This window comes from Pseudomonas sp. AA-38 (genome assembly GCF_029457475.1).
Taxonomy (GTDB): domain Bacteria; phylum Pseudomonadota; class Gammaproteobacteria; order Pseudomonadales; family Pseudomonadaceae; genus Aquipseudomonas.
Genome location: NZ_CP120359.1, coordinates 4,151,141 through 4,178,132 on the forward strand (window position 1 = coordinate 4,151,141; position 26,992 = coordinate 4,178,132).

At 65.0% G+C, this 26,992-nt stretch carries 21 protein-coding genes; 2 read left to right on the forward strand and 19 right to left on the reverse strand.

From position 1 onward, the window contains the following. Positions 1-435: 435 nt before the first annotated feature. Both PVE35_RS25480 and purL read right to left on the reverse strand, forming a co-directional pair. Positions 436-750 (reverse strand): CDGSH iron-sulfur domain-containing protein, encoded by a 315-nt coding sequence (locus PVE35_RS25480; RefSeq protein WP_346772059.1) that lies wholly within the window; start codon positions 748-750, stop codon positions 436-438. 194 nt (positions 751-944) lie between these two features. Next, positions 945-4,841 (reverse strand): phosphoribosylformylglycinamidine synthase, encoded by a 3,897-nt coding sequence (gene purL, locus PVE35_RS19175; protein ID WP_268178714.1) that lies wholly within the window; start codon positions 4,839-4,841, stop codon positions 945-947. A gap of 168 nt (positions 4,842-5,009) precedes the next feature. On the opposite strand from purL, the gene mltF reads away from it, so the two are divergent. After that, complete coding sequence (mltF, locus tag PVE35_RS19180) at positions 5,010-6,476, forward strand: membrane-bound lytic murein transglycosylase MltF (protein WP_268178715.1); 1,467 nt, start codon at positions 5,010-5,012, stop codon at positions 6,474-6,476. Positions 6,477-6,488: 12 nt separating this feature from the next. On the opposite strand, the gene tadA is transcribed toward mltF, so the two are convergent. The 7 genes from tadA to zwf all read right to left on the reverse strand — a co-directional run bounded on the left by tadA (position 6,489) and on the right by zwf (position 13,703). Next, complete coding sequence (gene tadA / locus PVE35_RS19185) at positions 6,489-6,965, reverse strand: tRNA adenosine(34) deaminase TadA (protein WP_277372696.1); 477 nt, start codon at positions 6,963-6,965, stop codon at positions 6,489-6,491. 87 nt (positions 6,966-7,052) lie between these two features. Further along, positions 7,053-8,309 (reverse strand): amino acid permease, encoded by a 1,257-nt coding sequence (locus PVE35_RS19190; RefSeq protein ID WP_268178718.1) that lies wholly within the window; start codon positions 8,307-8,309, stop codon positions 7,053-7,055. A 224-nt stretch (positions 8,310-8,533) separates the two neighbouring features. After that, positions 8,534-9,907, reverse strand: a complete 1,374-nt coding sequence (locus tag PVE35_RS19195; protein ID WP_268178719.1) for a multicopper oxidase family protein — start codon at positions 9,905-9,907, stop codon at positions 8,534-8,536. Between the two features lie 124 nt (positions 9,908-10,031). Beyond that, positions 10,032-10,853, reverse strand: a complete 822-nt coding sequence (locus PVE35_RS19200; protein ID WP_277372697.1) for a shikimate 5-dehydrogenase — start codon at positions 10,851-10,853, stop codon at positions 10,032-10,034. A gap of 5 nt (positions 10,854-10,858) precedes the next feature. After that, the gene (locus PVE35_RS19205) at positions 10,859-11,521 is read right to left on the reverse strand and encodes a bifunctional 4-hydroxy-2-oxoglutarate aldolase/2-dehydro-3-deoxy-phosphogluconate aldolase (RefSeq protein WP_277372698.1); all 663 of its coding nucleotides are present in this window, start codon (positions 11,519-11,521) and stop codon (positions 10,859-10,861) included. Between the two features lie 12 nt (positions 11,522-11,533). Further along, positions 11,534-12,247 carry a 6-phosphogluconolactonase gene (gene pgl, locus PVE35_RS19210; protein ID WP_277372699.1) on the reverse strand — a complete coding sequence of 238 codons (714 nt, stop codon included), beginning with the start codon at positions 12,245-12,247 and terminating at the stop codon, positions 11,534-11,536. Then, positions 12,234-13,703 (reverse strand): glucose-6-phosphate dehydrogenase, encoded by a 1,470-nt coding sequence (gene zwf / locus PVE35_RS19215; RefSeq protein ID WP_277372700.1) that lies wholly within the window; start codon positions 13,701-13,703, stop codon positions 12,234-12,236. Before zwf ends, pgl begins: the two co-directional genes overlap by 14 nt. Positions 13,704-13,878: 175 nt before the next feature. Between zwf and PVE35_RS19220 the strand changes: the two genes are divergently transcribed. After that, positions 13,879-14,739: a MurR/RpiR family transcriptional regulator gene (locus PVE35_RS19220; protein WP_268178725.1), complete on the forward strand. Its 861-nt coding sequence runs from the start codon at positions 13,879-13,881 to the stop codon at positions 14,737-14,739. Positions 14,740-14,813: 74 nt separating this feature from the next. On the opposite strand, the gene PVE35_RS19225 is transcribed toward PVE35_RS19220, so the two are convergent. From PVE35_RS19225 to edd, 10 genes are all read right to left on the reverse strand, one after another. Then, the gene (locus PVE35_RS19225) at positions 14,814-16,046 is read right to left on the reverse strand and encodes a carbohydrate porin (protein ID WP_268178726.1); all 1,233 of its coding nucleotides are present in this window, start codon (positions 16,044-16,046) and stop codon (positions 14,814-14,816) included. A 54-nt stretch (positions 16,047-16,100) separates the two neighbouring features. Next, positions 16,101-17,258 (reverse strand): sn-glycerol-3-phosphate ABC transporter ATP-binding protein UgpC, encoded by a 1,158-nt coding sequence (gene ugpC / locus PVE35_RS19230; RefSeq protein ID WP_268178727.1) that lies wholly within the window; start codon positions 17,256-17,258, stop codon positions 16,101-16,103. A gap of 29 nt (positions 17,259-17,287) precedes the next feature. After that, positions 17,288-18,118 (reverse strand): carbohydrate ABC transporter permease, encoded by an 831-nt coding sequence (locus PVE35_RS19235; protein WP_268178728.1) that lies wholly within the window; start codon positions 18,116-18,118, stop codon positions 17,288-17,290. Continuing rightward, positions 18,111-19,019, reverse strand: coding sequence for a sugar ABC transporter permease (locus PVE35_RS19240; protein WP_268178729.1), 909 nt, complete (start codon positions 19,017-19,019; stop codon positions 18,111-18,113). Before PVE35_RS19240 ends, PVE35_RS19235 begins: the two co-directional genes overlap by 8 nt. Positions 19,020-19,135: 116 nt before the next feature. After that, on the reverse strand, positions 19,136-20,404 hold the full coding sequence (locus tag PVE35_RS19245; RefSeq protein WP_268178730.1) for an ABC transporter substrate-binding protein: 1,269 nt from the start codon (positions 20,402-20,404) through the stop codon (positions 19,136-19,138). 116 nt (positions 20,405-20,520) lie between these two features. Further along, on the reverse strand, positions 20,521-21,753 hold the full coding sequence (locus PVE35_RS19250) for an AGE family epimerase/isomerase (RefSeq protein WP_277372701.1): 1,233 nt from the start codon (positions 21,751-21,753) through the stop codon (positions 20,521-20,523). A gap of 169 nt (positions 21,754-21,922) precedes the next feature. Beyond that, positions 21,923-23,380 carry an ATP-binding protein gene (locus PVE35_RS19255; RefSeq protein ID WP_277372703.1) on the reverse strand — a complete coding sequence of 486 codons (1,458 nt, stop codon included), beginning with the start codon at positions 23,378-23,380 and terminating at the stop codon, positions 21,923-21,925. Further along, a complete protein-coding gene (locus PVE35_RS19260) occupies positions 23,370-24,104 on the reverse strand; it encodes a response regulator (RefSeq protein WP_268178732.1) in 735 nt (244 codons plus the stop codon). The genes PVE35_RS19255 and PVE35_RS19260 overlap by 11 nt, the downstream gene beginning before the upstream one ends. Before the next feature lie 43 nt (positions 24,105-24,147). Further along, positions 24,148-25,116 (reverse strand): glucokinase, encoded by a 969-nt coding sequence (locus PVE35_RS19265; protein WP_277372704.1) that lies wholly within the window; start codon positions 25,114-25,116, stop codon positions 24,148-24,150. Further along, positions 25,113-26,942, reverse strand: coding sequence for a phosphogluconate dehydratase (edd, locus tag PVE35_RS19270; RefSeq protein WP_277372705.1), 1,830 nt, complete (start codon positions 26,940-26,942; stop codon positions 25,113-25,115). The genes PVE35_RS19265 and edd overlap by 4 nt, the downstream gene beginning before the upstream one ends. Between the last annotated feature and the right edge of the window lie 50 nt (positions 26,943-26,992).

Here is a 26,992-nt window from a genome sequence, read left to right on the forward strand (position 1 = left end):
AAACTCTTCAATCGTAACAGCAATGGCCAGCCAAATTGCACAGAGCGCAGAGTAAGCAAAAAACACTCTGCCCCGCTGACAACCGCCTACCTCCCACCAATGCTACGGGTGCAAGATTGCCATATTACTGGATATCCACACAGGCCAACCCAGCAGGATAGACCTTGCCGTCGATCTATCAAGGTAGAGCATTTGGGTAGAATTTCTGGGTAAGACCAGAGAGAAGAAACCAATACAATTTATTGATTTATAACGATTTTACCGAAAAATCGAGAAACACAGTTTGTACATCAAGCTCTTCACAAACCACAGCCACGCTAGATAAATGTCCGAATAGTGGCATTTTGCCTAGATCTAATACAGAGACTGCCTTTCAAAAATGACTGACGCGTTGCCGCATTCTGCTTTTTTCGACCGCAACCTGGCCCGGCCTGTTCACTCGCCCCGGAGAAATCGCCGCCACTTGCCACGCCAACCAGGCGCCGGAGGGCTATGGCTGCCATCGCAATAAGGCAGCTCAGCGGAACGGCCGCAGCGACAAAGAAGTAGATGCTGCTCACGCGTAGGGCGCAGCTCTAGAGACTGTTGGCAATCGGGCGTGCAGTCCGGCATCTCGGGCGAATGCCCACAGCGGCACAGGCGATGGCTTTCACCGGGTTTGACCAGGCGCACTTCGGGGAGGATGGAGCAAGCGTCTTCGGCCATGGCAGCGTAGCCCGGATGAAATCCGGGGAGTTTGGCAGGGATCATTCCCGGATTGCATCCGGGCTACGCGCCCTGCCCCCCTCTCTGGCTTGAGCGCCCTGAGCTCTGCGAAGGGCTGGGGCGTGGAGCGGGGGCTGGGGGAGAGAGTTCGGCGCGGGGCACAGCACCCTCTCCCGCCCTTCGGGCACCCTCTCCCATAAATGGGAGAGGGTCATCAGAAGGCCGCTGCGCGGCCGCTATTAGTCCACCCAGACGCGGGCGTTGCGGAACATACGCATCCAGCCGCCGTCTTCCTGCCACTCGTCCGGGCGCCAGGAGTTCTGCACGGCGCGGAACACACGCTCGGGGTGCGGCATCATGATGGTGACGCGACCGTCGCGGCTGGTCAGGCCGGTGATCCCACGGGGCGAACCATTGGGGTTGGCCGGGTAGGTCTCGGTGACCTTGCCGTGGTTGTCGACGAAGCGCAGCGCCACGGTGCCGGACAGATCGGCCTCGAGTAGAGCTTCCTCGCTCTCGAACTCGGCATGGCCTTCGCCATGGGCGATAGCGATGGGCATGCGCGAACCAGCCATGCCCTGTAGGAAAATCGACGCCGACTCCTGCACCTGCACCATGGCCACACGCGCCTCGAACTGTTCGGAGCGGTTGCGCACGAAGTGCGGCCAGAACTCGGTGCCAGGGATCAGCTCGTGCAGGTTGCTCATCATCTGGCAGCCGTTGCACACACCGAGGGCGAAGCTGTCCTTGCGCTCGAAGAAAGCCTGGAAGCCTTCGCGGGCACGGGCGTTGAACAGGATGGACTTGGCCCAGCCCTCACCAGCACCGAGCACGTCACCGTAGGAGAAGCCGCCACAGGCCACCAGGCCTTTGAACTGCTCCAGGCTGACACGGCCGGCGAGGATATCGCTCATGTGTACGTCGATGGCGGAGAAGCCGGCGCGGTCGAAGGCTGCCGCCATTTCCACCTGACCGTTGACGCCCTGCTCACGCAGGATCGCCACCTGCGGACGCACACCCTTCTTGATGTAGGGCGCAGCGATGTCATGGTTGACGTCATAGCCAAGCTTGACCGACAGACCGGGATTGTCCTCTTCCAGCAGCAGATCGAATTCCTGATCGGCGCACTGGGCGTTGTCGCGCAGGCGCTGGATGCGATAGCTGGTTTCCGCCCACTGACGCTGCAGCAGGCGACGCTCGCCGGTGAACACCGCTTCACCCTGGAAGCTGATGACGATTTCGCCGTTGTTGACCGGCTGGCCGATCACCGCCACGCAGTCATCGAGACCAGCAGCGCTGAACTGCGCCAGCACTTCGGCGGTAGCATCCTGGCGCACCTGGATCACCGCGCCGAGCTCTTCGTTGAACAGCACAGCCGGCAGCTCCGTCACGGCATCGGCCAGAGCATCGAGGCTCAGGGCCAGACCACAGTGACCGGCAAAGGCCATTTCCAGCACGGTGGTCAGCAGGCCACCGTCGGAACGGTCATGGTAGGAAAGGATGTGGCCATCGGCATTCAGGCCCTGCACCACGGCGAAGAAGGCCTTGAGGTCTTCGGCATCGTCGACGTCCGGCACGCTCTGGCCGATCTGCGCATGGGTCTGCGCCAGGATCGAGCCACCCAGACGATTCTGCCCACGGCCGAGGTCGATCAGGATCAGGTCGGTCTCGCCTTTGTCCATGCGCAGTTCTGGGGTCAGGGTCTGACGCACGTCCTGTACCGGGGCGAAACCGGAAATCACCAGCGACAGCGGCGAGGTCACGCTCTTCTCGCCGTCTTCGTCCTGCCAGCGGGTCTTCATCGACATGGAGTCCTTGCCCACCGGGATGGTGATACCCAGCGCCGGACACAGTTCCATACCCACGGCCTTGACGGTGTCGTACAGACGCGCGTCTTCACCTGGATGACCAGCGGCGGCCATCCAGTTGGCCGACAGTTTGATGTCGGAGAGTTTTTCGATGCGCGCGGCGGCCAGGTTGGTGATGGTTTCACCCACCGCCATGCGCCCGGAAGCCGGGGCATCGAGCAGCGCCAGTGGGGTGCGCTCGCCCATGGCCATGGCTTCGCCGGTGTAGACATCGAAGCTGGTGGCGGTCACGGCGCAATCGGCAACCGGCACCTGCCAGGGGCCGACCATCTGGTCGCGCGCTACCAGGCCAGTGATGGTGCGGTCGCCAATGGTGATCAAAAAGCTCTTGCTGGCCACGGCTGGGTGACGCAGCACGCGCGATACCGCGTCCTGCAGATCCACACCAGCAGCGTCGAAGTCATCGCCCTGCTCCGCTTCGCGGCTGACGCTGCGATGCATGCGCGGTGGCTTGCCCAGCAGCACGTTGAGCGGCATGTCCACCGGGGTGTTGCTGAAATGGCTGTCGGTGACGGTCAGGTGGGGCTCGGCAGTCGCCTCGCCCACAACAGCGAAGGGGCAGCGCTCACGCTCGCAGATGGCCTGGAAGCGCTCGAAGTCGGCGGCGTCCACGCTCAGCACGTAACGTTCCTGCGACTCGTTGCACCAGATTTCGTGCGGGGCCATGCCCGGCTCGTCGTTGGGCACGTTGCGCAGCTCGAAGCGACCGCCACGGCCACCGTCGTTGATCAGCTCCGGCAGAGCATTGGAGATACCACCAGCACCGACGTCGTGGATGAACTTGATCGGGTTGGCTTCGCCCAACTGCCAGCAGCGGTCGATGACCTCCTGGCAGCGGCGCTCCATTTCCGGGTTCTCGCGCTGTACCGAGGCGAAGTCCAGATCGGCCGAGCTGGCACCGGTGGCCATCGACGACGCGGCGCCGCCGCCCAGGCCGATGAGCATGGCCGGGCCGCCGAGCACGATCAGCTTGGCGCCGACCGAGATCTCGCCCTTCTGCACGTGGTTCTCACGGATGTTGCCGAGGCCGCCGGCGAGCATGATCGGCTTGTGATAACCGCGCACTTCCTCGCCACGCGGGCTGCTGACCGCCTGCTCGAAAGTACGGAAGTAGCCGTTGAGGGCCGGGCGACCGAACTCGTTATTGAACGCGGCGCCGCCCAGCGGGCCTTCGATCATGATGTCCAGCGCGCTGACGATGCGCTCGGGCTTGCCGTAGGGCTTTTCCCAGGGCTGGAGGAAGTCGGGGATGTTCAGGTTGGAGACCGAGAAGCCGGTCAGGCCGGCCTTCGGCTTGGCGCCACGGCCGGTGGCGCCCTCGTCGCGAATCTCGCCGCCGGAGCCGGTGGAAGCGCCGGGGAACGGGGCAATGGCGGTCGGGTGGTTGTGGGTTTCCACCTTCATCAGGATATGCACGGGCTCGACGCTAGCACCGTACTCGCGGGTATCCGGATTGGGGAAGAAACGCCCAGCGGTGTGGCCGACAATGACCGAGGCGTTGTCCTTGTAGGCGCTCAGCACGCCTTCGCTGTGCATCTGGTAGGTGTTCTTGATCATGCCGAACAGCGACTTGTCCTGGCTCTCGCCGTCGATGTCCCAGCTGGCATTGAAGATCTTGTGGCGGCAGTGCTCGGAGTTGGCCTGGGCGAACATCATCAGTTCAATGTCGTGCGGGTTGCGCCCCAGGTCATTGAAGCTTTTCACCAGGTAGTCGATTTCGTCCTCGGCCAGGGCCAGGCCGAGGTCCTGGTTGGCCTGCTCCAGCGCGGCGCGGCCACCGCCGAGCACGTCGACGGCGGTCAGCGGCTTGGGCTCGGCGTGGCTGAACAGCGCACCAGCGTCCTCCATCGCGCCCAGCACGAGCTGGGTCATGCGGTCGTGCAGCAGGCTGGCGACGGCGGCGCTGTCGGCCTCGCTCAGCTCACCACTGACGTAGTAGGCGATACCGCGCTCCAGGCGCTGGATCTTGCTCAGGCCACAGTTGCGGGCGATGTCGCTGGCCTTGCTCGACCAGGGCGAGATGGTGCCGAAACGCGGAATGGTCAGAAACAGCTTGCCGCTGGGCTCCTGTACCGGCACGCTCGGGCCGTACTTGAGCAGGCGGGCCAGCACCTGCTCTTCATCGGCAGTCAGAACGCCGGTGACATCGGCGAAGTGTGCGAACTCGGCGTACAGCCCGGTCACGGCCGGCACCTTGCTGGTCAGTTGCTCGAGCAATTTGCCATGGCGGAAAGCGGAAAGAGCGGGAGCGCCGCGCAGAATCAACATCGTCGGGACAGCCTCTGGAGAAGGGGGTGTGCTTAGAGGCCGTGCATTCTAGCCTAAAGCCGCGCGTACAGCACCCGTGCCAGGAGCTTTGAAGACAAGCGAGCACTAGCAGAGAAGCGCCTCGCTGTCGAGATATGGCACGACCTGCGCTTTGCGTATACTGCGCCGATGTTTGCACGACCTGCGATACGCATGCGTTGCGCCACAAGGCTGTTGGCGATTGGAACCCTCCTGATGCTTGCTGGCTGTGGCGAAGATCACAAGCCCAGCGTACTCGAGCAGGTAAAGGCGGCGGGTGAGCTGCGCGTGGTCACCCGAAACAGCCCATCGACCTACTTCCAGGATCGCAACGGCGCCACCGGCTTCGAGTACGAACTGGCCAAGCGCTTCGCCAAGGATCTCGGCGTGGAGCTGAAGGTGGAAACCGCCGACAACCTCGACAGCCTGTTTGCCAGCCTCGGCAGCAAGGACGGCCCGGTGTTGGCCGCCGCCGGATTGATCGACACGCCGCAACGCAAGCGCCAGGTGCGCTTCTCCATCCCCTATCTGGAAGTCACCCCGCAGGTCGTCTATCGCCAAGGCGATACTCGCCCGACCAAGGCCGAAGACCTGGTCGGCAAGCGCATCATGGTCATGGCCGGCAGCAGCCACGCCGAACAACTGGCCGCGCTCAAGCAGCAACTACCGGAGTTGCAGTTCGAGGTGTCCGACGCGGTTGAGGTGGTCGACCTGTTGCGCATGGTGGATGAAGGGCAGATCGACCTGACCCTGGTGGACTCCAACGAACTGGCGATGAACCAGGTGTACTTCCCCAACGTGCGCGTCGCCTTCGACCTCGGCGATACCAACCGCATGCGCTGGGCCGTGGCCGCCGGGGACGACGACAGCCTGCTGCAGGAAATCGACGCCTTCCTCAAACGCGCCGAGAGCAACGGCACCCTGCAGCGCCTCAAGGAACGCTACTACGGCCATGTCGACGTGCTGGGTTATGTCGGTGCCTATACCTTCGCCCAACATCTGCAGCAGCGTCTGCCACGCTACGAACAAATGTTCCGCCATGCCTCGCGCAGCCATCAGGTGGATTGGCGCCTGCTGGCCGCCATCGGCTACCAGGAATCGCTGTGGCAACCCAACGCCACCTCCAAGACCGGCGTGCGCGGCCTGATGATGTTGACCCAGCGCACCGCGCAATCGGTCGGTGTGTCCAACCGCCTCGACCCCAAGCAGAGCATCGACGGCGGCGCCCGCTACTTCCTGAAGATGCACGAACAACTGCCGGAGAGCATCGCCGAGCCGGATCGCACCTGGTTCGCCCTGGCCGCCTACAACGTCGGCGGTGGTCACCTGGAAGACGCCCGCCGCCTGACCGAAGCCGAAGGGCTGGATCCAGACAAGTGGGCCGACGTCCAGAAGATCCTGCCGCGCCTGGCGCAGAAGCAGTGGTACAGCAAGACCCGTTACGGCTATGCCCGTGGCGGTGAGCCGGTGCACTTCGTGCGCAACATCCGTCGCTACTACGACATCCTCACCTGGGTGACCCAGCCGCAACTGGAAGGCACGGAAATCGCCGAGAGTGGCATCCACATGCCCGGCATCGACAAGCGCAAGCCGGACGAAGACGCCCCGCCGTTGTGAAGGGGCCGGCGCTCAGCCGCGCCGCGCCTTGAAGAACGCCTTGAGCAGCGCACCACTCTCCTCGGCCAGCAGCCCGCCCTCCACCATCACCCGGTGATTGAGAAAGCCCTGCTCGAAGAAACGCCCCTGACTGACCGCCATGCCCGCGCGCGGCTCGCTGGCGGCAAACACCACACGGGCGATACGTGCATGCACGATCAGCCCGGCGCACATGCTGCACGGCTCCAGGGTGACATACAGGGTGCTGCCCGGCAGACGGTAGTTCTGCACGCGCTCTGCGGCCGCGCGGATGGCCACCATCTCGGCATGGGCACTGGGGTCGTGGCGCGAAATCGGACAATTGAAGCCACGGCCGATGATTTCACCCTCCTGCACCAGCACCGCGCCCACCGGCACCTCGCCCAGTTCGGCACCCTGGCGTGCCAGCGCCAGCGCCGCCTGCATGAAAGGCTCGTCGAGGGATCGGTCGATGATGTGCGGTCTGTTCATGGCTCAGTCAGGTGGCTTCGAGAACGCTGGCGGGTGCCGTTGCCTGTGCGCAATGTACAGACAACGGCGTGGAAAGAAAGCCCCGCCTTACCAACCGGACGGCAATAGCTGCAGAGCACTGAGCACGGCGTACACAGCGCTGGCCAGGTAGATCAGCACGATCATCACCTGCAGCGCCGGATGAGCGATCCAGCCGCATTGCCAGGCCGGCTGCAGATCACCACTGCGGCGCGCCTGGCGCAGCATCAGGATCGGCATGATCGAGAGGATCACACCACTGAAGGCACCGGCGAAGTACAGCGCGTTGACGAAGCCGACCATGCCGCTGTACGCCAGCACGAACGGTGGCACGCACACTAGGCCGAGCACCATCAGACGGGTCTTGGGCTGCGACTCGGCGCCAAGCGACTGGAACTTGTCGAAGATGTTGGTCAGGAAGCTACCGCCGAGGCCCCAGTACGAGGTCATCATCGCGCACAGGGCGAAGGTGTTGGCGGTGTAGAACGCCCACTGCCCCAGCGCCTCGCCCCAGGCCAGGGTGGCCACCTCGGACTGATTCTCCAGGCCGGTCAGGGCGATCACCGAAGCCGGCACGATGGCCAGCAGGACGAAGGTGCTGATCATACCGGTGATCACCGCACGCGGCAGCAGTTGCGGGCGGTCGGCGAAGCCACGGGCCATTTCCGGCACGATGTACTGCGCCGAGAAGCAGAACACGGCGATGTTGAACACCGGCACCATGTAGACCCAGTCGCCGTCGAGCAGGCGCGCCGCATCGGTGTTCTCGTTGATCAGCGTCGCGACCACCAGGATCAGGATCATGCTGACCATGCCGATGCTGATGAACTTCTCGCCCTTGCCGATGGCACTCAGGCCCAGATACAGCACCAGTGCCGCCGGAGCGAAGAACAGCAGGCTGCCCAGCGCCGGACTGATACCGAGGAACGCCGAGAGAATCTTGCCGCTGCCGCTCATGTAGGCGATCAGCGCACCGATGCTGTTGACCGCTACCGAGAGGAAGATCGCCCAGGAACCGAACGAGCCGACGTAGCGCTTGGCCAGGCCACTGAGCTGGCTGTGCGCACGGGTGCGCAGCGCGGTTTCGGAGACGTAGAGCATGGTGATGGTGGTGAAGATGCCGGCCACTGCCAACCAGAGCAGCAGGGGCGCGAAACCAGCCTTGCGACTGGCATAGGCCATCGACAGCACACCGGCACCGATATTGGTGCCCACGATCATCGCCACGGCTTCGAGGAAGCTCAGGCGCTTGACCTCCAGCCCAGATGCGGCGACCGGCTCGGCACCGGCTTGCCCCGCCACGGAGCGGATCTGCGTTTCACTCATCACAACACCTCTACAACGAAATCAACGTATCAGGAGGGCCTGAACCGAACTGCCACGGCCTTTGTTCTGAACGGTGAACGGGCATTGCGCAAACGAAACGGACATCCAGGCCCCGCCCGGCGACTGCCCGGAGGACGTCCCGCACGCCACCGACCTGGGGCTGGCCGCGAACGGGGCGCGCACCTTACCACAAGGTTCGCGGTGCGCGGGCCAGCAACACGGCCTCAGGCCACCTCGATGGCGGCCATCAGCCCCGTTTCCATATGGTCGATCACGTGGCAATGGAACATCCACACCCCTGGGTTATCGGCGACCAAGGCGATGCGCGCCGTCTCGTTCTTGCCCAGCAGGTAGGTGTCGGTGAAGTAAGGGATGATCCGTTTGCGGTCGGAGTCGAGCACCTTGAACGACATGCCGTGCAGATGGATCGGATGCTGGTACTGAGCCATGTTGCGCAGCACGAAGATGTAGTGCCCACCGCGCTTGAGCGTGGCGATGGGGCGGTCGGCGCAGGTCTTGTCGTTGATGTCCCAGGCCTGGCCGTTGATCTGCCAGTACTTGTAACGCCCAGCCGCCTCATCGGCCGGTGAGGCCAGCGCCGCCGCCCACTCGAAGTTGAAGCGCAGGGTCTCGGCCTTGGCCAGGTCCGGCTCGGCCACCGGGTTGGCCGGCAGCGCTGGCGGCCAGTCACCCGGCACCTGGCTACTGGCCACGCTCTTGATGGTCGCCAGGCGCAGCGGCCCGTTGCGCAGGGACAGTTCCTGGCCGGCAGCCGGCACCTTCAAGGCCAGATCCAGGCGCATGCCCGGCCCCAGCCAGTACTCCTTGCCCAGCGGCCTGGGCTGCACCGGGTTGCCATCCAACGCATAGATGCGCGCCTCGCCGTCCGGCAGGTTGAGGCGGTAGGTGACGGTATTGTCGAGGTTGATCAGGCGCAGGCGCACCACCTGTCCGGCCGGCAGTTCCAGGGTCGGTTTGGGCACGCCGTTGATGGTATCCAGCCGCCCGCGCGTGCCTTCGCGCGCCGCCTGGCGTGGCACCGTGAAGGGCGTGAAGGCGCCTTGCTGGTCGATATGCCAGGTCTTCAGGCTCAGCGTGCGCTCGTGCAGGAAGCCCGTGGGCTCGCGTTCTTCGACTATCAGTGGGCCGACCAGGCCACGGCCGAGCTGCTCGGCGCTGCTGGTATGGGGGTGATACCAGTAGCTGCCGGCATCCGGGCAGATGAAGTCGTAGTCGAAGTATTCGCCTGGCAGCACCGGCGCCTGCGACACGTAGGGCACACCGTCCATTGCCAATGGCAGACGAATGCCATGCCAGTGGATGGTGCTCTGCTGCTCCAGCTTGTTGATGAAGCGCACCCGCAAACGCTCACCCTGGCGGCAGCGCAGCTCGACACCCGGCGCCTGCCCGCCATAGCCCCAGGCCGGCGTCAGGTGCCCAGGCACCAGTTCCAGATCCAGCGGTGCAGCGATCAGCTCGTAATCATGGCTGGCGACATGTTCCGGCCGCCCCAGCCAGTACCGCACCCCACCGGCACCCAGGCCGACCACACCCAGGCCAGCCAGCCCCGCCAGCACCTGTCTACGGGTAAATGCCATCTACGACCTCGACGATTCGTGCGCTTCACTCATTTGCAATATCTTCTCATTATCGCAAGGGTGTTGCCCAGAATCGCCCCTGTCAGGCAGTGACATATCGCCACATCAGCCGACGCAGAGGGTTTCAGTTATCGCTCAGCGCGAAACGCGCGGCGCGCTCGATCAGCTCGGCATCGGGGCGCACGCCGGTATAGAGGACGAACTGCTCCACCGCCTGCAGCACGATGACTTCGCCGCCGGTGATGACCGGCTTGCCCAGCGCCCGGGCCAAACGGATCAAGGGCGTTTCCACGGGGACGGCCACCACGTCGAAGATCCATTGCGCAGCGGCGACGGCGGCCTCGTCGAAAGCCAGTTGCTCAGCCTGGTCACCACGCATGCCCAGCGGAGTGACATTGACCAGCAGCCCGGCCGGCTGCCCGCCCAGGCTCTCGTACCAGGGCACGCCACACTCGGCGGCCAGCGCTCTACCCGTGCGTTCGTTGCGGGCGAGGATGCAGCCGCGGACAAAACCGCTGTCGCGCAAGGCGCAGCCCACGGCCTTGGCCATGCCGCCGCTGCCGCGCAATGCATAGGGGATATCACGCGGCACACCATGCTGCGCCAGCAACTTCACCACGGCACTGTAATCGGTGTTGTAACCGGTCAGCCGGTCGTCGTCAGCGACTATGGTATTGACCGACTGCAAGGTGGCCGCCGAGTCGTGCAGGTCATCGAGATAGGGGATGCAGGCTTCCTTGAATGGCATCGATACCGCACAACCACGCACGCCCAGAGCCCGGATGCCACCGATCGCAGCCGGCAGATCCCTGGTGGTGAAGGCCTTGTACAGGTAGTCCAGCTCCAGGGCCTGATACAGGTAGTTGTGAAAGCGCGTGCCGAAATTGCCCGGCCGCCCGGACAACGACATGCACAGACGGGTGTCCTTGCTGATGCGCAGGCTCATCAGCGCTATCGATCCAGCAGCGCCAGCGCCTCGGCACTGGTCTGGCGCACGGCATCCCAGCCCTGTGCGCTGTTCAGCATCCAGCTACCGCCGACGCACATCACGTTGGGCAGGCCCATGTAGTTGCGCAGGTTGGCCGGGCCGACGCCGCCGGTCGGGCAGAAACGCACGTCACCGAAGGGGCCGGCGAAGGCCTTGAGCGCGGCCACACCGCCACAGACCTCGGCCGGGAACAGCTTGAAGCGACGATAACCCAGGGCATAGCCAAGCATGATTTCCGAAGCGCTGGCCACGCCAGGCAGAAGCGGCAGCGGGCTTTCCAAGGCAGCGCGCAGCAGCTCGTCGGAGCTGCCGGGGCTGACCACGAACTGCGCGCCGGCCTCTTCCACCGCCGCCAGCATCTGCCGATCCAGCACCGTGCCGGCGCCGACGCACAGGTGCGGACGCTCCTGGCGCAGGCGGCGGATGGCACTCAGGCCGTGAGGCGAGCGCAGGGTGATTTCCAGCACCTGCAGGCCACCGGCATCCAGAGCGTCGGCCAGCGGCAGGATGTCCTCCTCGCGGGCAATGGTGATCACCGGCATGATCCGTGCTCGGGCGCAGAGCGCGTCGATGCTGGCGATCTTCTCGGCCATGCGGGGAACCGTGCGGCTGATGGCATCTGTCATGAAATTCGTTCCTTACGGGCACCAATAGATGTTCAGGGGCGCGTCGATGAAGGCGCTGATCGGCATGCTGTGCAGATCGCGCTGTTGCAAGGCCTGCTCCAGTACCGCCAGCTTTTCCTGGCCTTCTATCGCCAGGATTTGCAGTCGCGCGGCCTTGAGCACGGGCAGGGTCAGGGTCAGGCGCTGATGCGGCACGCTCGGCGCCAGCATCGGCAGGCAGCGGCGCGGGCAATCAGCCTGCAACGCCTGCGGCAGATTGGGGCTGCCAGGGAACAGCGAAGCGGTATGGCCGTCGGTGCCCATACCCAATACCAGTACGTCGATCGGCGGCAGCTCGCGCAGGGCCTGCTCGGCTAGCTCGGCGGCCTGCTCCAGACTGCCGGCACTGCGGTAGAGGCCGAGCAGTTGCGCCTCGGCAGCCGAGCCTTGCAACAGATGGCGGCGCACCAGCGCCTCGTTGCTGTCTGCATGGCTGACCGGCACCCAGCGCTCGTCGGCCAGGCTCACCAGCACCTTGCTCCAGGGCAGGGCCTGCGCCGACAGCGCCTGGAAGAAAGCCACCGGGCTGCGCCCGCCGGACACCACCAACGTGGCATGCCCGCGTTCGGCGACTGCCTCGCGCAGGGCCGCAGCCACCTGTTCGGCCTGCGCCTTGGCCAGTTGCTGCGGGCGCTCGAAGCCCTGTGCCACGACGCCGGCAGGGAGTTTCAGGTCAGAGATCGCCATACCAGGCCCATCCATCACGAGTGGTCAGGGCAATGGAACTCATTGGCCCCCAGGTGCCGGCGACGTAAGGCTTGGGTGAGTCGCCGAGTTTCTGCCAGCCGGCGATCAGTTGATCGCACCAGTGCCAGGCATGTTCGATTTCATCCTTGCGCACGAACAGGTTCTGATTACCCCGCATGACTTCCAGCAACAGCCGCTCGTAGGCATCGGGAATCCGCGCGCTCTTGTAGGTGGCGGAGAAATTCAGTTGCAGCGGGCCGCTGCGCAGTTGCATGCCCTTGTCCAGGCCCTGATCCTTGGTCATCACCTGCAGGGAGATGCTCTCGTCCGGCTGCAGGCGGATGATCAGCTTGTTGCCGATCAACTGGCGCTGCTCGGGGGCGAAGATGTAGTGCGGCGGCTGCTTGAAGTGAATGACGATCTGCGACAGCTTCTGCGCCATGCGCTTGCCGGTGCGCAGGTAGAAGGGCACGCCCGCCCAGCGCCAGTTGCGGATGTCGGCACGTAGCGCGACGAAGGTCTCCGTGTTGCTCTGGGCGTTGGCATTTTCCTCCTCCAGATAACCCGGCACCGGCTTGCCATCGCTGATGCCGGCCACGTACTGGCCACGCACCACGCGCTGCGACAACTGCTCGGCGCTAATCGGCTCCAGTGCGCGCAGCACCTTGACCTTCTCGTCGCGGATGGCGTCGGCCGAGAGATCGCCCGGCGGGTCCATGGCGATCAGGCAAAGCAGTTGCAGCAGGTGGTTCTGGATCATGTCGCGCAGTTGCCCGGCCTTGTCGAAATAGCCCCAGCGCCCCTCGATGCCGACCTTCTCCGCCACGGTGATTTCCACGTGGCTGATGTGGTTCTGGTTCCACTGGGTCTCGAACAGGCTGTTGGCGAAGCGCAGGGCGATCAGGTTCTGCACAGTCTCCTTGCCCAGGTAATGGTCGATGCGATAGACCTGGCTCTCCGGGAAGTAGGCGGCCACCGCATCGTTGACCGCGCGCGAGGATGGCAGGTCATGGCCGATGGGTTTTTCCAGCACCACCCGGGTGTTCGCGGCGAGACCGACGGCGGCCAGGTTGGCGCAGATGCCGCCGTACACCGAAGCAGGCGTGGCGAAGTAGGCAATCAACGGGCAATCACGCGCCACCATCTCGGCAAGCTGTGGATACGCATCTGCCGGCAGGAATTCCATGCTCAGGTAGCGCAGGCGTGCCTGAAAGCGCTGCAGCACGGCTTCATCCAGCTCGTTGGCCGGCAGGTAACGGCGCAGGTGACGCTCGATCACGCCCAGGTGCACGGCGGCATCGCCCGTCTCACGGGCCAGAGCCAGGAGCTGGGTATCAGCATGCAGCAGGCCGGCACGGTCGAGCTGATACAGCGCCGGGAACAGCTTGCGCAGCGCCAGGTCGCCCAGGGCGCCGAACAGGGCAAAGGTACAGGGTTCAACGGGCATCACAGGCATGATCTTTGTTCTTCTATCAAGTTGCGTTATTGATAGCGGCTAAATCCGGGCCTTGCAACCGCAATGTAGTAATAAAAACAACATTTACCAGAAAATCGCGTAGCGGTAGCCAGCCAGCGAGCCCCGGCTTAGGATTGACTCCGCATTTCATCTGACAAGGACAACAATGGATCGCGTGCGCAATCTTCTCGAGCAGATTCAGGGCCGCCTGGAAAGCCTGAACAAGGCCGAACGCAAGGTCGCCGAAGTGATACTGCACAACCCGCAGCAGGCCACCCGCCTGAGCATCGCCGCCCTGGCCCAGACCGCTCAGGTCAGCGAACCCACGGTGAACCGCTTCTGCCGTTCCTTCGGCGTCAACGGTTACCCCGAGTTGAAGATGCAATTGGCACAGAGCCTGGCCAGTGGCGCGGCCTACGTCAGCCAGGCGGTGGAGGCCGACGACGGCCCCGAGGCTTACACGCGCAAGATCTTCGGCAGCGCCATTGCCTCGCTGGACAGCGCCTGCCAGAGCCTCGATCCGAACCTGATCAGCCGCGCCGTGGACATGTTGATCCAGGCCCGGCAGATCCACTTCTTCGGCCTCGGCGCCTCGGCCCCGGTGGCGCTCGACGCGCAGCACAAGTTCTTCCGTTTCAACCTGGCGGTATCGGCTCATGCCGACGTGCTGATGCAGCGCATGCTGGCCTCGGTGGCGCACACCGGCGACCTCTTCGTGATCATCTCCTACACCGGACGCACCCGTGAGCTGGTGGAGGTGGCACGCCTGGCGCGGGAAAACGGCGCCTCGGTGCTCGGCCTCACCGCCGCCGGCTCGCCGCTGGCCCAGGCCAGCAGCCTGAGCCTGGACATCCCGCTGCCCGAGGACACCGACATCTACATGCCGATGACCTCGCGCATCATCCAGCTCACCGTGCTCGACGTACTGGCCACCGGCATGACCCTGCGCCGTGGCGTGGACTTCCAGCCGCACCTGCGCAAGATCAAGGAAAGCCTCAACGCCAGCCGTTATCCGGCTGACGAGGAACCGATGTAGCAGCCGCAAGCTTCAAGCTGCAAGCCGCAAGAGGAGCCGCCCCTTGCTCTTGCTTGCAGCTTGAGGCTTGCCGCTCACTTCCACCAATATTCCACCTGCACCCCGAAGTTCGAGCCGTTGCGCGAGCTGCCGAAGGCGCCGGTGTCGGACAGGGCCGAGCCCTCGGCCAGCAGGTTGGCCGCCTGCTGCGCGGCCTTGTTCCAACTGGCATAGGTGTAGTACAGGCGGAACTCCGGGCGCGCCCAGAAGCCAGGGCCGGCGGGCGACCAGGTCGGCGCGATGGTGAACTTGGTCAGCTTGCGCGTGCCACCGGGCGCATCGACCTGGTCGCGGCCGATCTCGCCCACCAGCTTGAACTGTTCGGTGAAGGCGTAGCTGGTGCGGCCACCCACCGACAACCAGTTCTGATCCGCCCCGTCGGAGCGCTTGTCCTTCTGATAGACCAACTGCACCTGGCCGCCGAGACGCGGGGTCATCTGAAAGTCGAAGAACTCGACCATGCGCCAGCTCTTGGCGCTGCGATCCAGGGTCGGGTCGCCGGTGTAGCCCAGGCCCGTGCCCGGGCCCTCGCCGTATTGCAGGGCGAACTTGTTGTCGCCGCCCAGGCCAAGGAAGTTCTTCTGCACGTGCTGGCCGGTCACTGCCCAGCCGCTGTGCGAGTCATCCACCGATGATGGCTTGTCGATGTAGCTGACGCCCACTTCGACCTCGCCGCCCGGGTTGGTGACGAAACCGCCGACGTTGAAGTCGTGGCGGTTGATGTATTCCTTCTGGTCATAGCTGTCCTTGCGCGAGAACACATAGCTGTACTTGTAATCACCGATCTTCATCTCGTCGATACCGAAGCCGGTGGCGCTCTGGTTCCAGTAGTAGAAGTCGCTGATGTGGATGTCGTTACGCTTGTAGAAACGCCGCCCGGCCCACAGCGAACCGCCACCCAGCGCCGGCATCTTGCTCCACTCGGCGTACATCTGGTTCATCCGCGCGGTGCCGTAGTCGCCGGTGAATTTCGGCGTATGGCCGTATTGGTTGTAGAGCTGCGCCATGCCCTCAATGCTCAGCACCGAGCCATCATCGAGGGTAAACAGATCCTGGCGCAGATCCAGCTCGGCGTACTGCTCGCACTCGTTGCCCAGGCGATACTTGGACTGTGCCCCTGGCAACTGGAAGCATGATTGTCGGCCATTGCCATCGGCCGTGCCGGCACCACTGCGCACGTAGCCGGTGAACTCCAACGCCATGCCGGTCATCGGCAGTGCCAAGGAACCCAGCGCCATGGCCAGGCCCAAACCCGTTGCTCGCTTCATATCCTCTCCTGCTGTTTTTATTGTTGTTACCGCTTTGCAAAACCGGCATCAGGACTACGCAGCCGGCTCCTTGTGACGATCATTCGCTGCACTGGCTGCGCCGGCCTGTGCTTGCAGCGGGCGCACGCGCTCACCAGTCTCGGCATCGAAGAGCAAGGCCCGCGCGGCATCGATCTGCAGTTCCAGGCGCTGGCCAACCGGCGGCGCCTGGTCGGGGGCCAGGCGGCAGCACAACTTGCTGTCGTTGACGCTGACGAATACCAGGGTGTCCGGGCCGGTGGGCTCGAGTACTTCCACCTCTGCCGCCAGCACGCCTTGCGCTTCACTGGCGCTGAGCTGCACCTGCTCCGGGCGGATGCCGAGTAGCAACTGGCGCTGCTCACTGCCCGCCGGCAACTGCCCGAGCGGCAGCTCGCAATGCCCGACCGACGACGCCAGGCGGGCCCAGAACTGGCCGTCACGCTGCTGCAGTTGCACCGGCACGAAGTTCATCGGCGGCGAGCCCATGAAACTGGCAACGAACAGGTTGGCCGGCTCGTTGTAGATCTGCTGCGGCGTGCCGAACTGCTGGATCACCCCCTCCTTCATCACCGCCACCTTGTCACCCAGGGTCATGGCCTCGATCTGGTCATGGGTGACGTACACCGTGGTGGTCTTCAGGCGCTGGTGCATCAGCTTGATTTCGGTGCGCATCTCCACGCGCAACTTGGCGTCGAGGTTCGACAGCGGCTCGTCGAACAGGTAGATCTTCGGCCGCCGCGCCAGCGCCCGGCCCATGGCCACGCGCTGCTGCTGGCCACCGGAAAGCTGGCCGGGCTTGCGGCTGAGCAGGTGCTCGATCTGCAGCATCCTGGCCACCCGTGTCACTTCTTCGTCTATGGCCGCTGGCGCCATCTTGCGCATCTTCAGGCCGAAGGCGATGTTGTCGCGCACGCTCATGGTCGGGTACAGCGCGTAGGACTGGAACACCATGGCGATGTCGCGATCCTTGGGGCTCATGCCACTGATGTCCACGCCGTCGACCAGGATCTCCCCCTGGCTGATGTTCTCCAACCCGGCGATGCAGTTCATCAAGGTGGATTTGCCGCAGCCCGAGGGGCCGACCAGGATCAGGAACTCGCCATCATCGATCTGCAGGTCGATGCACTTGAGGGTGTCCGCCAGGCCGCTGCCGTAGGACTTGTTGACGTTACGCAGTTCGAGCGTTGCCATTCACTTCTCCACTACTGCCAGCGCAGCTTTCAACCTTTGACTGCGCCGGCCGTGAGGCCACGCAGGAAATACTTGCCCGCCAGGATGTACACCAGCAGGGTCGGCAGCCCGGCGATCATCGCCGCGGCCATGTCCACGTTGTATTCCTTGGCTCCGGTGCTGGTGTTGACCAGGTTGTTCAGGGCCACCGTGATCGGCTGCGCGTCGCCACTGGCGAACACCACGCCGAAGAGGAAGTCGTTCCAGATCTGGGTGAACTGCCAGATCAGGCAGACCATGATGATCGGCACCGACATCGGCAGCAGGATGCGCCCGAAGATGGTGAAGAAACCGGCGCCATCCAGGCGCGCCGCCTTGACCAGGGCCTCCGGCACGCTGACGTAGTAGTTGCGGAAGAACAGCGTGGTGAAGGCGATGCCGTAGACCACGTGCACCAGCACCAGGCCGGTGGTGGTGTTGGCCAGGCCCAGCTTGCCGAGGGTGAACGAGGCCGGCAGCAACACCGTCTGAAACGGCAGGAAGCAGCCGAACAGCAGCAGGCCGAAGAACAGTTGCGAGCCGCGGAAGCGCCACATCGACAGCACGTAGCCATTGAGCGCACCGATGGCAGTGGAGATCAGCACCCCCGGCACGGCGATCTTCACCGAGTTCCAGAAGTAACCGCCGACCACGTCCCAGGCCTTGACCCAGCCGATCAGGGTGAAGGCATCGGGCAGCGACAGCAGGTTGCCAGTACGCACGTCCTCGGGGGTCTTGAAGCTGGTCAGGAGCATCACCACCAGGGGCACCAGGTACAGTGCGGCGGCGAACAACAGGGTGGCGTAGATCGCCACGCGGCTGAAGCTGAAGGCTCTAGTCATGGCGCTTGCCTCGCAATTCCGAGTAGAGATAGGGCACCAGAATCGCCAGGATCGCGCCGAGCATCAGCATCGCGCTGGCCGAGCCAATGCCCATCTGGCCGCGGCTGAAGGTGAAGTTGTACATGAACATCGCCGGCAGGTCGGAGGCGTAGCCGGGGCCACCGGCGGTCATCGCCGCCACCAGGTCGAAGCTCTTGATGGCGATATGAGCGAGGATCATCACCGCGCTGAAGAACACCGGGCGCAGGCTCGGCAGCACGATGCGCAGGTAGATGGTCGGCAGGCTCGCGCCGTCCACCTGGGCGGCGCGGATGATCGACTGATCGACGCTGCGCAGCCCGGCCAGGAACAACGCCATGACGAAGCCCGAGGCCTGCCACACGGCGGCGATCACCAGGCAGTAGATGACCCGATCCTGATCCACCAGCCAGTCCAGGCGAAAGCCTTCCCAGCCCCAGTCGCGGAGCATCTTGTCCAGGCCGAGGCCCGGGTTGAGCAGCCACTTCCAGGCGGTGCCGGTGACGATCATCGACAGCGCCATGGGGTACAGGTAGATGGTGCGGATGAAGCCTTCACGACGGATGCGCTGATCCAGCAGCACCGCCAGCAGCACGCCGACTACCAGGCTGATGCCGATGAACAGGCCGCCGAAAACCATCAGGTTCTTGCTCGCCACCCACCAGCGGTCGTTGTCCAGCAGCCGTGCGTACTGCTGCAGGCCCACCCACTTGTAGCTGGGCATGAAGCTGGAATTGGTGAACGACAGCAGCGCCGTCCACAGGATGTAGCCATAGAAACCGACCAGCACCACCAGCATGCTCGGCGCCAGCACCAGCTTGGGCAGCCAGCGTTGCAGCGCGTCGAAGGGTGAAGCCTTGGCGGTTAGCGTCGTGACACTCATCGGGCATTACCAGTGTGTGGATGAATTCGGGCCGAGCGCTGCCCGCGACAGCGCCAGGGCCTGTCGTGCTCGTGATGGGATAGGGAAGCGGGCCTGCAGCGCAGGCCCGCAGCGCCTTACTGCGCGGCCTTGATCGCCGCGTAGATCTGCGCGCCCGCCTTGCTCGGGTCGGCGTTCTTGTCGGTCATGAAGTTGCTGACCACATCGAAGATCGCCCCCTGCACCGCCAGGTTGGTGGCCATGCTGTGAGCCATGCTCGGCTCCAGCGTGCCGGCCTTGTCGGCCTCCTGGAAATCCTTCATGGAGGCCTGGGCGCAACTGTCGAACTTGCTCATGTCCAGATCGGGGCGCACCGGGATCGAGCCCTTGTTCTCGTTGAACACGTACTGGAACTCGGGCTCCAGGGCGATGCGCGCCAGGGCACGCTGGGCGGCGATGTCGCCTTCGTCCTTGAGCTTGAACATGGCCAGGGAGTCGATGTTGTAGGTGTAGCTGCCAGCGGTGCCTGGCATCGGCACGCACTGGTAGTCCTTGCCAGCCACCTTGCCGGCGGCCGTCCACTCGCTCTTGGCCCAGTCGCCCATGATCTGCATGCCGGCCTTGCCCTCGATCACCTGCGCAGTGGCCAGGTTCCAGTCGCGTCCGGCACGGTTGTCGTCCATGTAGGTGGAGAGCTTCTTCAGCGCGGTGAACACTTCGGTCATCTGCGGGCTGGTGAGGGTCGCCTCGTCATGCTCGACGAAGGCCTTGTGGTAGCCGTCGGCACCCATGATGCCGAGCACCAGGCCCTCGAACACGGTGCTGTCCTGCCACGGTTGGCCACCATGGGCCAGGGGCACGAAACCGGCGGCCTTGAGTTTGTCACCAGCGGCGTAGAGCTCGTCGAGGGTGGTCGGCGCCTTGTCGATGCCGGCCTTCTTGAACACTTCCGGGTTGATCCACAGCCAGTTGACGCGGTGGATGTTCACCGGCACGGCGACGTAATGGCCGTCGTATTTCATGGTGTTGGCCACGGTCTTGGAGAGCAGGCCATCCCAGTTGTTGGCCTTGGCCACGTCATCCAGCGGCGCGAGCAGATCCAGCGCGCCCCACTCCTGCAGATCCGGCCCCTTGATCTGCGCCGCACCGGGCGGGTTGCCGGAGATCACCCGGGTCTTGAGTACGGTCATGGCGGCAGCGCCGGCACCACCAGCCACGGCGCTGTCCTTCCAGGTGTAGCCGTCCTTCTCCACCAGCTCACGCAGCACCTTGACGGCGGCGGCCTCGCCACCGGAGGTCCACCAATGCACGACCTCGACCGTACCTTCGGTGTTGGCAGCCAGGGCGGAGAACGGGATCAGGGAAACGAGAGATACGGCAGCGGAGATACGCGTAATCGAGTTCATCGGAAATACCTTTCTTGTTGTTATCCGGCAAGTCATGGCGCTTGCGTTTGGATGGAGTGTAATCAGCCTTCGAGGGCGCTCAGGTAACGAAGCGACGCGCGAATGTCACCAGCCCGTTACAAAGCCGCCAGGGCACTGGCCAGGCTCGGCGCCAATGACAAATTCGGCAGTAGCACGGCCTGATAGGCGTGATAGAGGTCGGGTTTGCCCGCCCAGATACTCCCTGCCGGGCGGTTGTCGCTGTCCAGCTCGTGATGCCAGCTACCGCCTTGCAGGTCGATGAAGTGGCGCGCGGCGAACTCCCACAACTGTCGATACCAACGCTCGTAGTCGGCCTCGCCGGTGCGTCGCAGCAAGGCCGCAGCCGCCGCGATGGCCTCGGCCTGCACCCAGTGCAGACGCGCACGCACCACAGGCCGCGCCTGCCAGTCCAGGCTATAGACCAGCCCCGGCGTGCCGTCGGCCTGCCAGGCAGCGCGACTGGCGCTGGCGAACAGGCCACGGGCGTCCGTCAGCAGCCAATCGGGCGCGACCAGCCCGGCGCGCAGCAAGGCCGCTTCCAGATGCAGCAGCAGGCGCGCCCACTCGAAGCTGTGGCCCGGCGTGCTGCCGTAGGGGCGGAAGGGGTCGGCACGGTTGTCGGCGTTGTATTCCGGCAACGGCTGCCAGTGGCGGTCGAAATGTTCGACCACCACATGGCCGCTGGCCACGGCATGAGCATGGATCAGCCGCTCGGCGATGCGCAGGGCGCGCTGCAGCCACAGGGCATCGCCGGTGACATCGGCCAGGGCGAGAAAGGCCTCCACGCCATGCATGTTGCTGTTGGCACCGCGATAGGCCTCTTCCTGCGTCCAATCGCGGCTGAAGCTTTCGCGCAGGGTGCCCTCCTCCTCGCTCCAGAAATGCCCTTCGAGCACTGCGATGGCCTCGGCCAACAGCGCCTCGGCGCCAGGCCGCTGAGCCACCCGTGCGGAGCTGGCAGCCAGGGCGACGAAAGCATGCAGGTAGGCGCTCTTGTCGCCGCTGCGGCGGGCATCGGCGAACCAGCCGCCATGCACCTCGTCACGCAGCGCCCCGCATAACGCCGCGATGCCGTGGTCGACCAGATGGGCATGGCCGGGCAGCCCCTGGATATGCGCCAAGGCGAAGCAATGGGTCATGCGCGTGGTGTGGATCAGCTCGGCGCAGGCGTCGGCCGGCAAGTTGCCGCGCTCATCGAGGGCGGCGAAGCCCTGTTCGACGCGCGCGGCCCTGGCGAAGGCCAGCAGGCGCTGGCCTTCGGCGTCCAGCCAGGCCCGGTGGCGGGCTTTGCTCAGCCAGCTCGTGGCGGGCAGTTCAGGCAGGTTCATGGCAGTGACTCCAGACTCATGGCAAACACCCGGGTTACGCCTTGGGCTAACCCAGGCTACGAAACGACGACACCTGCGCTCACCGCAGCCTGGGTTGAGCGCAGCGATACCCGGGAACCCACTGGCGCCAACGTATCGCCCGAACGAAGCCCACACCCGCTGCAGGCAGTCACTCCACCGAACGCGGCAACTGCAGGGTCACCCGCAGACCACCTTCGCGCAGGTTCTGCAGGCTCACCTCGCCGCCATGGCTGTGGGCGATATTGCGTGCGATGCCCAGCCCCAGGCCGTAGCCCTGCTGCTGCCCAGCCAGGCGGAAATGCGGCTCGAACACCTGCTCCAGGCGCTGTTCGGGCACCCCTGGGCCATCGTCATCGACGTGCAGCACATAGGCCTGGGCATCGTCCTCGACATGCAGGTGGGCGCTGTGGCCGTACTTGAGCGCGTTGTCGATCAGGTTGCCGATGCAGCGCCGTAGCGCCAGCGGCTTGCCCGGGTAGGCAGCCTGGGCCTGGCCATGCACCGTCACTTGGCCCGTCCCCGTTGGCGCCAGGTAGGGTTCGACCAGGCAATGCAGCAACTGGTTGAGATCCACCGGCTCGATGTTCTCGTGGATGTCGGTGTCCTTGACGCATTGCAGCGCGCCCTTGACCAGCAGTTCCAGCTCGTCCAGATCGCGGCCGAACTTGGCTTGTAGCGCCTCGTCCTCCAGCAGCTCGACCCGCAGACGCAGGCGCGTGATGGGGGTGCGCAGGTCGTGGGAAATGGCGCTGAACAGTTGCGCACGCTCGGTCAGATAACGGCTGATGCGCTCGCGCATGGCATTGAAGGCGCGGCTCACCTCCACCACCTCGCGCCCACCGCCCTCGGCCACCGGCTCCACCTCGGCGCCCAGCGACATGTGCCGCGCCGCCCGCGCCAGACGCTTGAGCGGGCGGCTCTGCCAATGCACCAGCAGGCCGATGAACAGCAGCAAGAAGGCGCTGCTGAAGAGCATGAACCAGAGTTGCTGGGCCGGCAGCACCGGCTCCTCCAGACTGGTGTAGGGCTCGGGCAGCAGCGAGGCGATATACAGCCATTCGCCGGGGGCTAGCTGCATCTGGGTGACCAGCACCGGCGGTTTGACCGGCTCCAGGGTCAGCGCGTAATGCGCCCAGGAGCGTGGTAGCTCTTCGAGCTTGAGACCGCCATTGAAGATCAGCAGGTCGTCCGGGCTGACGAAGTTCACCGAGATGTCCGCACTGCCGCCCAGCGAAGCGTGCAGCACCTCGCTCACCGCCTCGGTCACCGCCTGCTTGCGTGGCGTGGCCGGCAGCAGCTTCATCTGCAGGGGACGATCATTGAGGCTGACCACGAAGCGCGTGCCGCCCATGCTGCGCAACTGGTCGAGCACCAGCGGCCGATAGGCCACCGGCAACGAGCGGAAGTAACGCACGCTGGCCGACATCGAATGAGCCAGGCTGCGCGCAGCGGTGACCAGGCCTTCGAGCTGGGTGGCGCGCAACTGCGACAGCCAGATGGCGCTGGACAGCGCCTGTGCCACCAGCACTGCGAGCAGGGTCAGCAGCAGCATGCGCCCCAGCAGCGAACGCGGAATCGGCAACAGCCGCCGCCACTCAGCGCGCATGGCCGGCCTGGGCGGTGACCGTTGCGGCCAACTGGTAACCACTGCCGCGTACGGTGCGGATCAACCGTGGGGGCTTGTCGGTGTCGCGCAGACGCTGGCGCAGGCGACTGACGGCCATGTCGACGACGCGCTCCAGCGGCATCATCTCGCGGCCACGAGTGGCGTTGCCGATGGTGTCGCGGTCGAGAATCTGTTGCGGATGATCGAGAAACAGCTTGAGCAAGGCAAAGTCGGCGCCGGAGAGCAACACCTCCTCGCCATCGAGGTGGAACAGGCGGTGACTGACCATGTCCAGGCGCCACTCATCGAAGGCCAGCACCTCGGGGGCGCGCTCCTGGGCGAAGTGCACCCGGCGCAGCAGGGCCTTGATCCGCGCCAGTAGCTCACGCGGGCTGAAGGGCTTGCCGAGGTAATCATCGGCGCCCAGCTCCAGGCCGATCACCCGGTCGGCCTCGTCGGAGCTGGCGGTAAGCATGATGATCGGCACCTGGGCGAAACGCCCGTGCGCGCGCGTCCAACGGCACAGGCTGAAGCCGTCTTCGTCGGGCAGCATCACATCGAGAATCAGCAAGTCCGCGCCGCCCTCCTCCAGCGCCTGACGAAAGCCGGCGCCATCGGCCACGCTGCGCACCTGCAGGCCGGCGCGGCCCAGGTAGGTTTGCAGCAGCTCGCGGATTTCCTGGTCGTCGTCGACCAGCAGGATGGATTTTCCGGTCGGGCTCACATCGATAGTCCTTGATCTTGTTGTTATGCAACGCCGCGTGCGGCTATCGCCTGCGCGCCAGATGCTGCTCCGCCGCCACACCAGCGCCCATCAGCCCCGGATACTCGGCCGTCACCAGCCACACCGGCAAGCCGTCGAAATAATCGCTCATGCAGCCCTTGTCGCGCAGGCAGCGGGAAAAGCCGCTGGCCAGGAAGAATTCGGCGAAGCGCGGCACCATGCCGCCGGCGATATACACGCCACCGCGCGCGCCCAGGGTCAGCACGTTGTTGCCGGCCACCCTTCCCAGCAGGCAGCAGAAGGTTTCCAGCACGCTGGCTGCCAGCGCGTCGCCCTCCAGAGCCGCGCCGGTAATCTGCGCGGCACTGTGCAACAGCGGCGGCTGGCCGTCCACCGTGCAGGTAGCGCGGTACAGCGCCAGCAGGCCATTGCCGCTGAGCGCGCCGGCCTCGGCGCTGACATGCCCGAGCTGATCATGCAGCGCCTGCCAGATCTGTGCCTCGCGTGCTGAGCCCACCGGCAGGTCGACATGCCCGCCCTCGCCCGGTAGCGCATGCCAGCCGCCACCCGGCAGCTCCAGCAGGGTGCCGACACCCAGGCCGGTGCCCGCACCGATCACCACACGCGGACGACCAGGCTCGGACACGCCCGGGCAGACGCTGATGCGCTCATCGTCGCGCAAACAGGTCATGCCCAGGGCCATGGCCGAAAAGTCGTTGATCAGCAGCAACTCGCGCACCTGCAGCTCGGCGCAGAAGGCCGCACGACTGATGCGCCAGGCATTGTTGGTAAAGCGAAACGGATCGATCTCCACTGGCCCGGCGCAGGCCAGGCAGACGGTCTGTACCTCACCCGGCGCCAGCCCCACGGCGGCCATGTAGGCGGCCACGGCCAGCTCCGGCGTGGCATGCTCGGCCGTGGCCGATACCCTCACGGCCTCGATACGGCCATCGCGCCACAGGGCGAAACGCGCGTTGGTGCCGCCGACATCGCCGACCAGCACCAGGCTCATCGCAGCGACTCCAGTTCCGCCGTGAAGGCACTGGCGCCCTGCTCAGCCGGGCTGAAGGCGGCGCGCATGAAGGCGAACAGCTCACGCCCGCAACCGACACCGGTGCCCTGCGGGCGCGGTGCCAGCTCGCGGGCGGCCCAGTCGGTCTCATCCACCAGCACCTGCAGGTGCCCGGTCACGCCATCGACACGAATCAGATCACCGTCGCGCACCTTGGCCAGCGGCCCGCCGTCCCAGGCTTCCGGGCTGACGTGAATGGCCGCCGGCACCTTGCCCGATGCCCCGGACATGCGCCCATCGGTGACCAGCGCCACCTGAAAGCCTCGATCCTGCAGCACGCCCAGGTAAGGCGTGAGCTTGTGCAGCTCGGGCATGCCATTGGCCTTGGGCCCCTGGAAGCGCACCACGGCGACGAAGTCGCGTTCCAGCTCACCGGCCTTGAAGGCATCGGCCAGCTCGGCCTGAGTCTCGAACACCCGCGCCGGCGCCTCGACCACCTGATGCTCCGGCGCCACCGCCGACACCTTGGCCACACCGCTGCCCAGATTGCCCGTCAACACGCGCAACCCGCCTTCAGCCGAGAAGGCCTCGGTCGCGCCGCGCAGGATAGTGCGATCCAGGCTCTGCGCCGGGCCTTCGCGCCAGACCAGGCGGCCATCATCGAGGAAGGGTTCCTGGGTGTAGCGCACCAGGCCGGGGCCGGCCACGGTATGCACGTCCTCGTGCAGCAGGCCGGCTTCGAGCAGGGTACGCACCATGAAGGGCACGCCACCGCTGGCATGGAAGTGGTTCACGTCGGCCTGGCCGTTGGGGTAGACCTTGGCCAGGGTCGGGGTCACGGCGGAGATATCCGCCATATCCTGCCAGGTCAGGTGAATACCGGCAGCACGGGCGAACGCGGGGATATGCAGGGTGTGGTTGGTCGAGCCGCCCGTGGCGTTGAGCGCTACCACCGAGTTGACGATGGCCTTCTCATCAATGATCCGGCACAGCGGCGTGTACTCGCCGCCCTGGCGGGTCAGACGCACCACCTGGCGCGCGGCCTCGGCGGTCAGCGCGTCACGCAGCGGCGTGTAGGGGTTGACGAAGGACGAGCCCGGCAGGTGCAGGCCCATGATTTCCATGACCACCTGATTGGTGTTGGCGGTGCCGTAGAAGGTGCAGGTGCCGGGGCTGTGGTAGGACTTCATCTCCGATTCCAGCAGCTCTTCGCGGCTCGCCTTGCCCTCGGCGTAGAGCTGGCGCACGGCGGCCTTTTCCTTGTTGGGAATGCCCGACGGCATCGGCCCGCCCGGCACGAAGATCATCGGCAGATGGCCGAAGCGCAGCGCGCCGATCATCAGCCCCGGCACGATCTTGTCGCAGATGCCCAGCAGCATCGCCGCATCGAACATGTTGTGCGACAGCGCCACGGCGGTGGACATGGCGATCACCTCGCGGCTGGCCAGGCTCAGCTCCATGCCCGGCTCGCCCTGGGTCACGCCATCGCACATGGCCGGCACGCCACCGGCCACCTGGCCGACCGAGCCGACCTCGCGCAGCGCCTGCTTGATCATCTGCGGGTAGTGCTCGTAGGGCTGGTGCGCCGAGAGCATGTCGTTGTAGGCGGTGACGATGCCGACGTTGGCTTCGTTCATCAGGCGCAGGCGCTGCTTGTCGCCAGCGGAATTGCAGCCCGCCACGCCGTGGGCGAAGTTGGCGCACTGCAGGGTGCCACGGTGCGGGCCCTGGCTGTCGGCGGCAGCCATCTGCGCCAGGTAACGCGCGCGGGTCGCAGAGCTACGGGCAATGAGGCGCTCGGTGACCTCAAGAATGCGGGGATGCATGGTTTCGACTCCAGGCTATCGGACAGCCATTAAATTGTATTTTTATCAAA

What these genes read in the sequence shown, in the direction of transcription:
- PVE35_RS25480 (WP_346772059.1), bottom strand. Translation starts at nt 750, where the DNA reads ATGATCCCTGCCAAACTCCCCGGATTTCATCCGGGCTACGCTGCCATG.
- purL (WP_268178714.1), bottom strand. Translation starts at nt 4,841, where the DNA reads ATGTTGATTCTGCGCGGCGCTCCCGCTCTTTCCGCTTTCCGCCATGGC.
- mltF (WP_268178715.1), top strand. Translation starts at nt 5,010, where the DNA reads ATGTTTGCACGACCTGCGATACGCATGCGTTGCGCCACAAGGCTGTTG.
- tadA (WP_277372696.1), bottom strand. Translation starts at nt 6,965, where the DNA reads ATGAACAGACCGCACATCATCGACCGATCCCTCGACGAGCCTTTCATG.
- PVE35_RS19190 (WP_268178718.1), bottom strand. Translation starts at nt 8,309, where the DNA reads ATGAGTGAAACGCAGATCCGCTCCGTGGCGGGGCAAGCCGGTGCCGAG.
- PVE35_RS19195 (WP_268178719.1), bottom strand. Translation starts at nt 9,907, where the DNA reads ATGGCATTTACCCGTAGACAGGTGCTGGCGGGGCTGGCTGGCCTGGGT.
- PVE35_RS19200 (WP_277372697.1), bottom strand. Translation starts at nt 10,853, where the DNA reads ATGAGCCTGCGCATCAGCAAGGACACCCGTCTGTGCATGTCGTTGTCC.
- PVE35_RS19205 (WP_277372698.1), bottom strand. Translation starts at nt 11,521, where the DNA reads ATGACAGATGCCATCAGCCGCACGGTTCCCCGCATGGCCGAGAAGATC.
- pgl (WP_277372699.1), bottom strand. Translation starts at nt 12,247, where the DNA reads ATGGCGATCTCTGACCTGAAACTCCCTGCCGGCGTCGTGGCACAGGGC.
- zwf (WP_277372700.1), bottom strand. Translation starts at nt 13,703, where the DNA reads ATGCCTGTGATGCCCGTTGAACCCTGTACCTTTGCCCTGTTCGGCGCC.
- PVE35_RS19225 (WP_268178726.1), bottom strand. Translation starts at nt 16,046, where the DNA reads ATGAAGCGAGCAACGGGTTTGGGCCTGGCCATGGCGCTGGGTTCCTTG.
- ugpC (WP_268178727.1), bottom strand. Translation starts at nt 17,258, where the DNA reads ATGGCAACGCTCGAACTGCGTAACGTCAACAAGTCCTACGGCAGCGGC.
- PVE35_RS19235 (WP_268178728.1), bottom strand. Translation starts at nt 18,118, where the DNA reads ATGACTAGAGCCTTCAGCTTCAGCCGCGTGGCGATCTACGCCACCCTG.
- PVE35_RS19240 (WP_268178729.1), bottom strand. Translation starts at nt 19,019, where the DNA reads ATGAGTGTCACGACGCTAACCGCCAAGGCTTCACCCTTCGACGCGCTG.
- PVE35_RS19245 (WP_268178730.1), bottom strand. Translation starts at nt 20,404, where the DNA reads ATGAACTCGATTACGCGTATCTCCGCTGCCGTATCTCTCGTTTCCCTG.
- PVE35_RS19250 (WP_277372701.1), bottom strand. Translation starts at nt 21,753, where the DNA reads ATGAACCTGCCTGAACTGCCCGCCACGAGCTGGCTGAGCAAAGCCCGC.
- PVE35_RS19255 (WP_277372703.1), bottom strand. Translation starts at nt 23,380, where the DNA reads ATGCGCGCTGAGTGGCGGCGGCTGTTGCCGATTCCGCGTTCGCTGCTG.
- PVE35_RS19265 (WP_277372704.1), bottom strand. Translation starts at nt 25,116, where the DNA reads ATGAGCCTGGTGCTGGTCGGCGATGTCGGCGGCACCAACGCGCGTTTC.
- edd (WP_277372705.1), bottom strand. Translation starts at nt 26,942, where the DNA reads ATGCATCCCCGCATTCTTGAGGTCACCGAGCGCCTCATTGCCCGTAGC.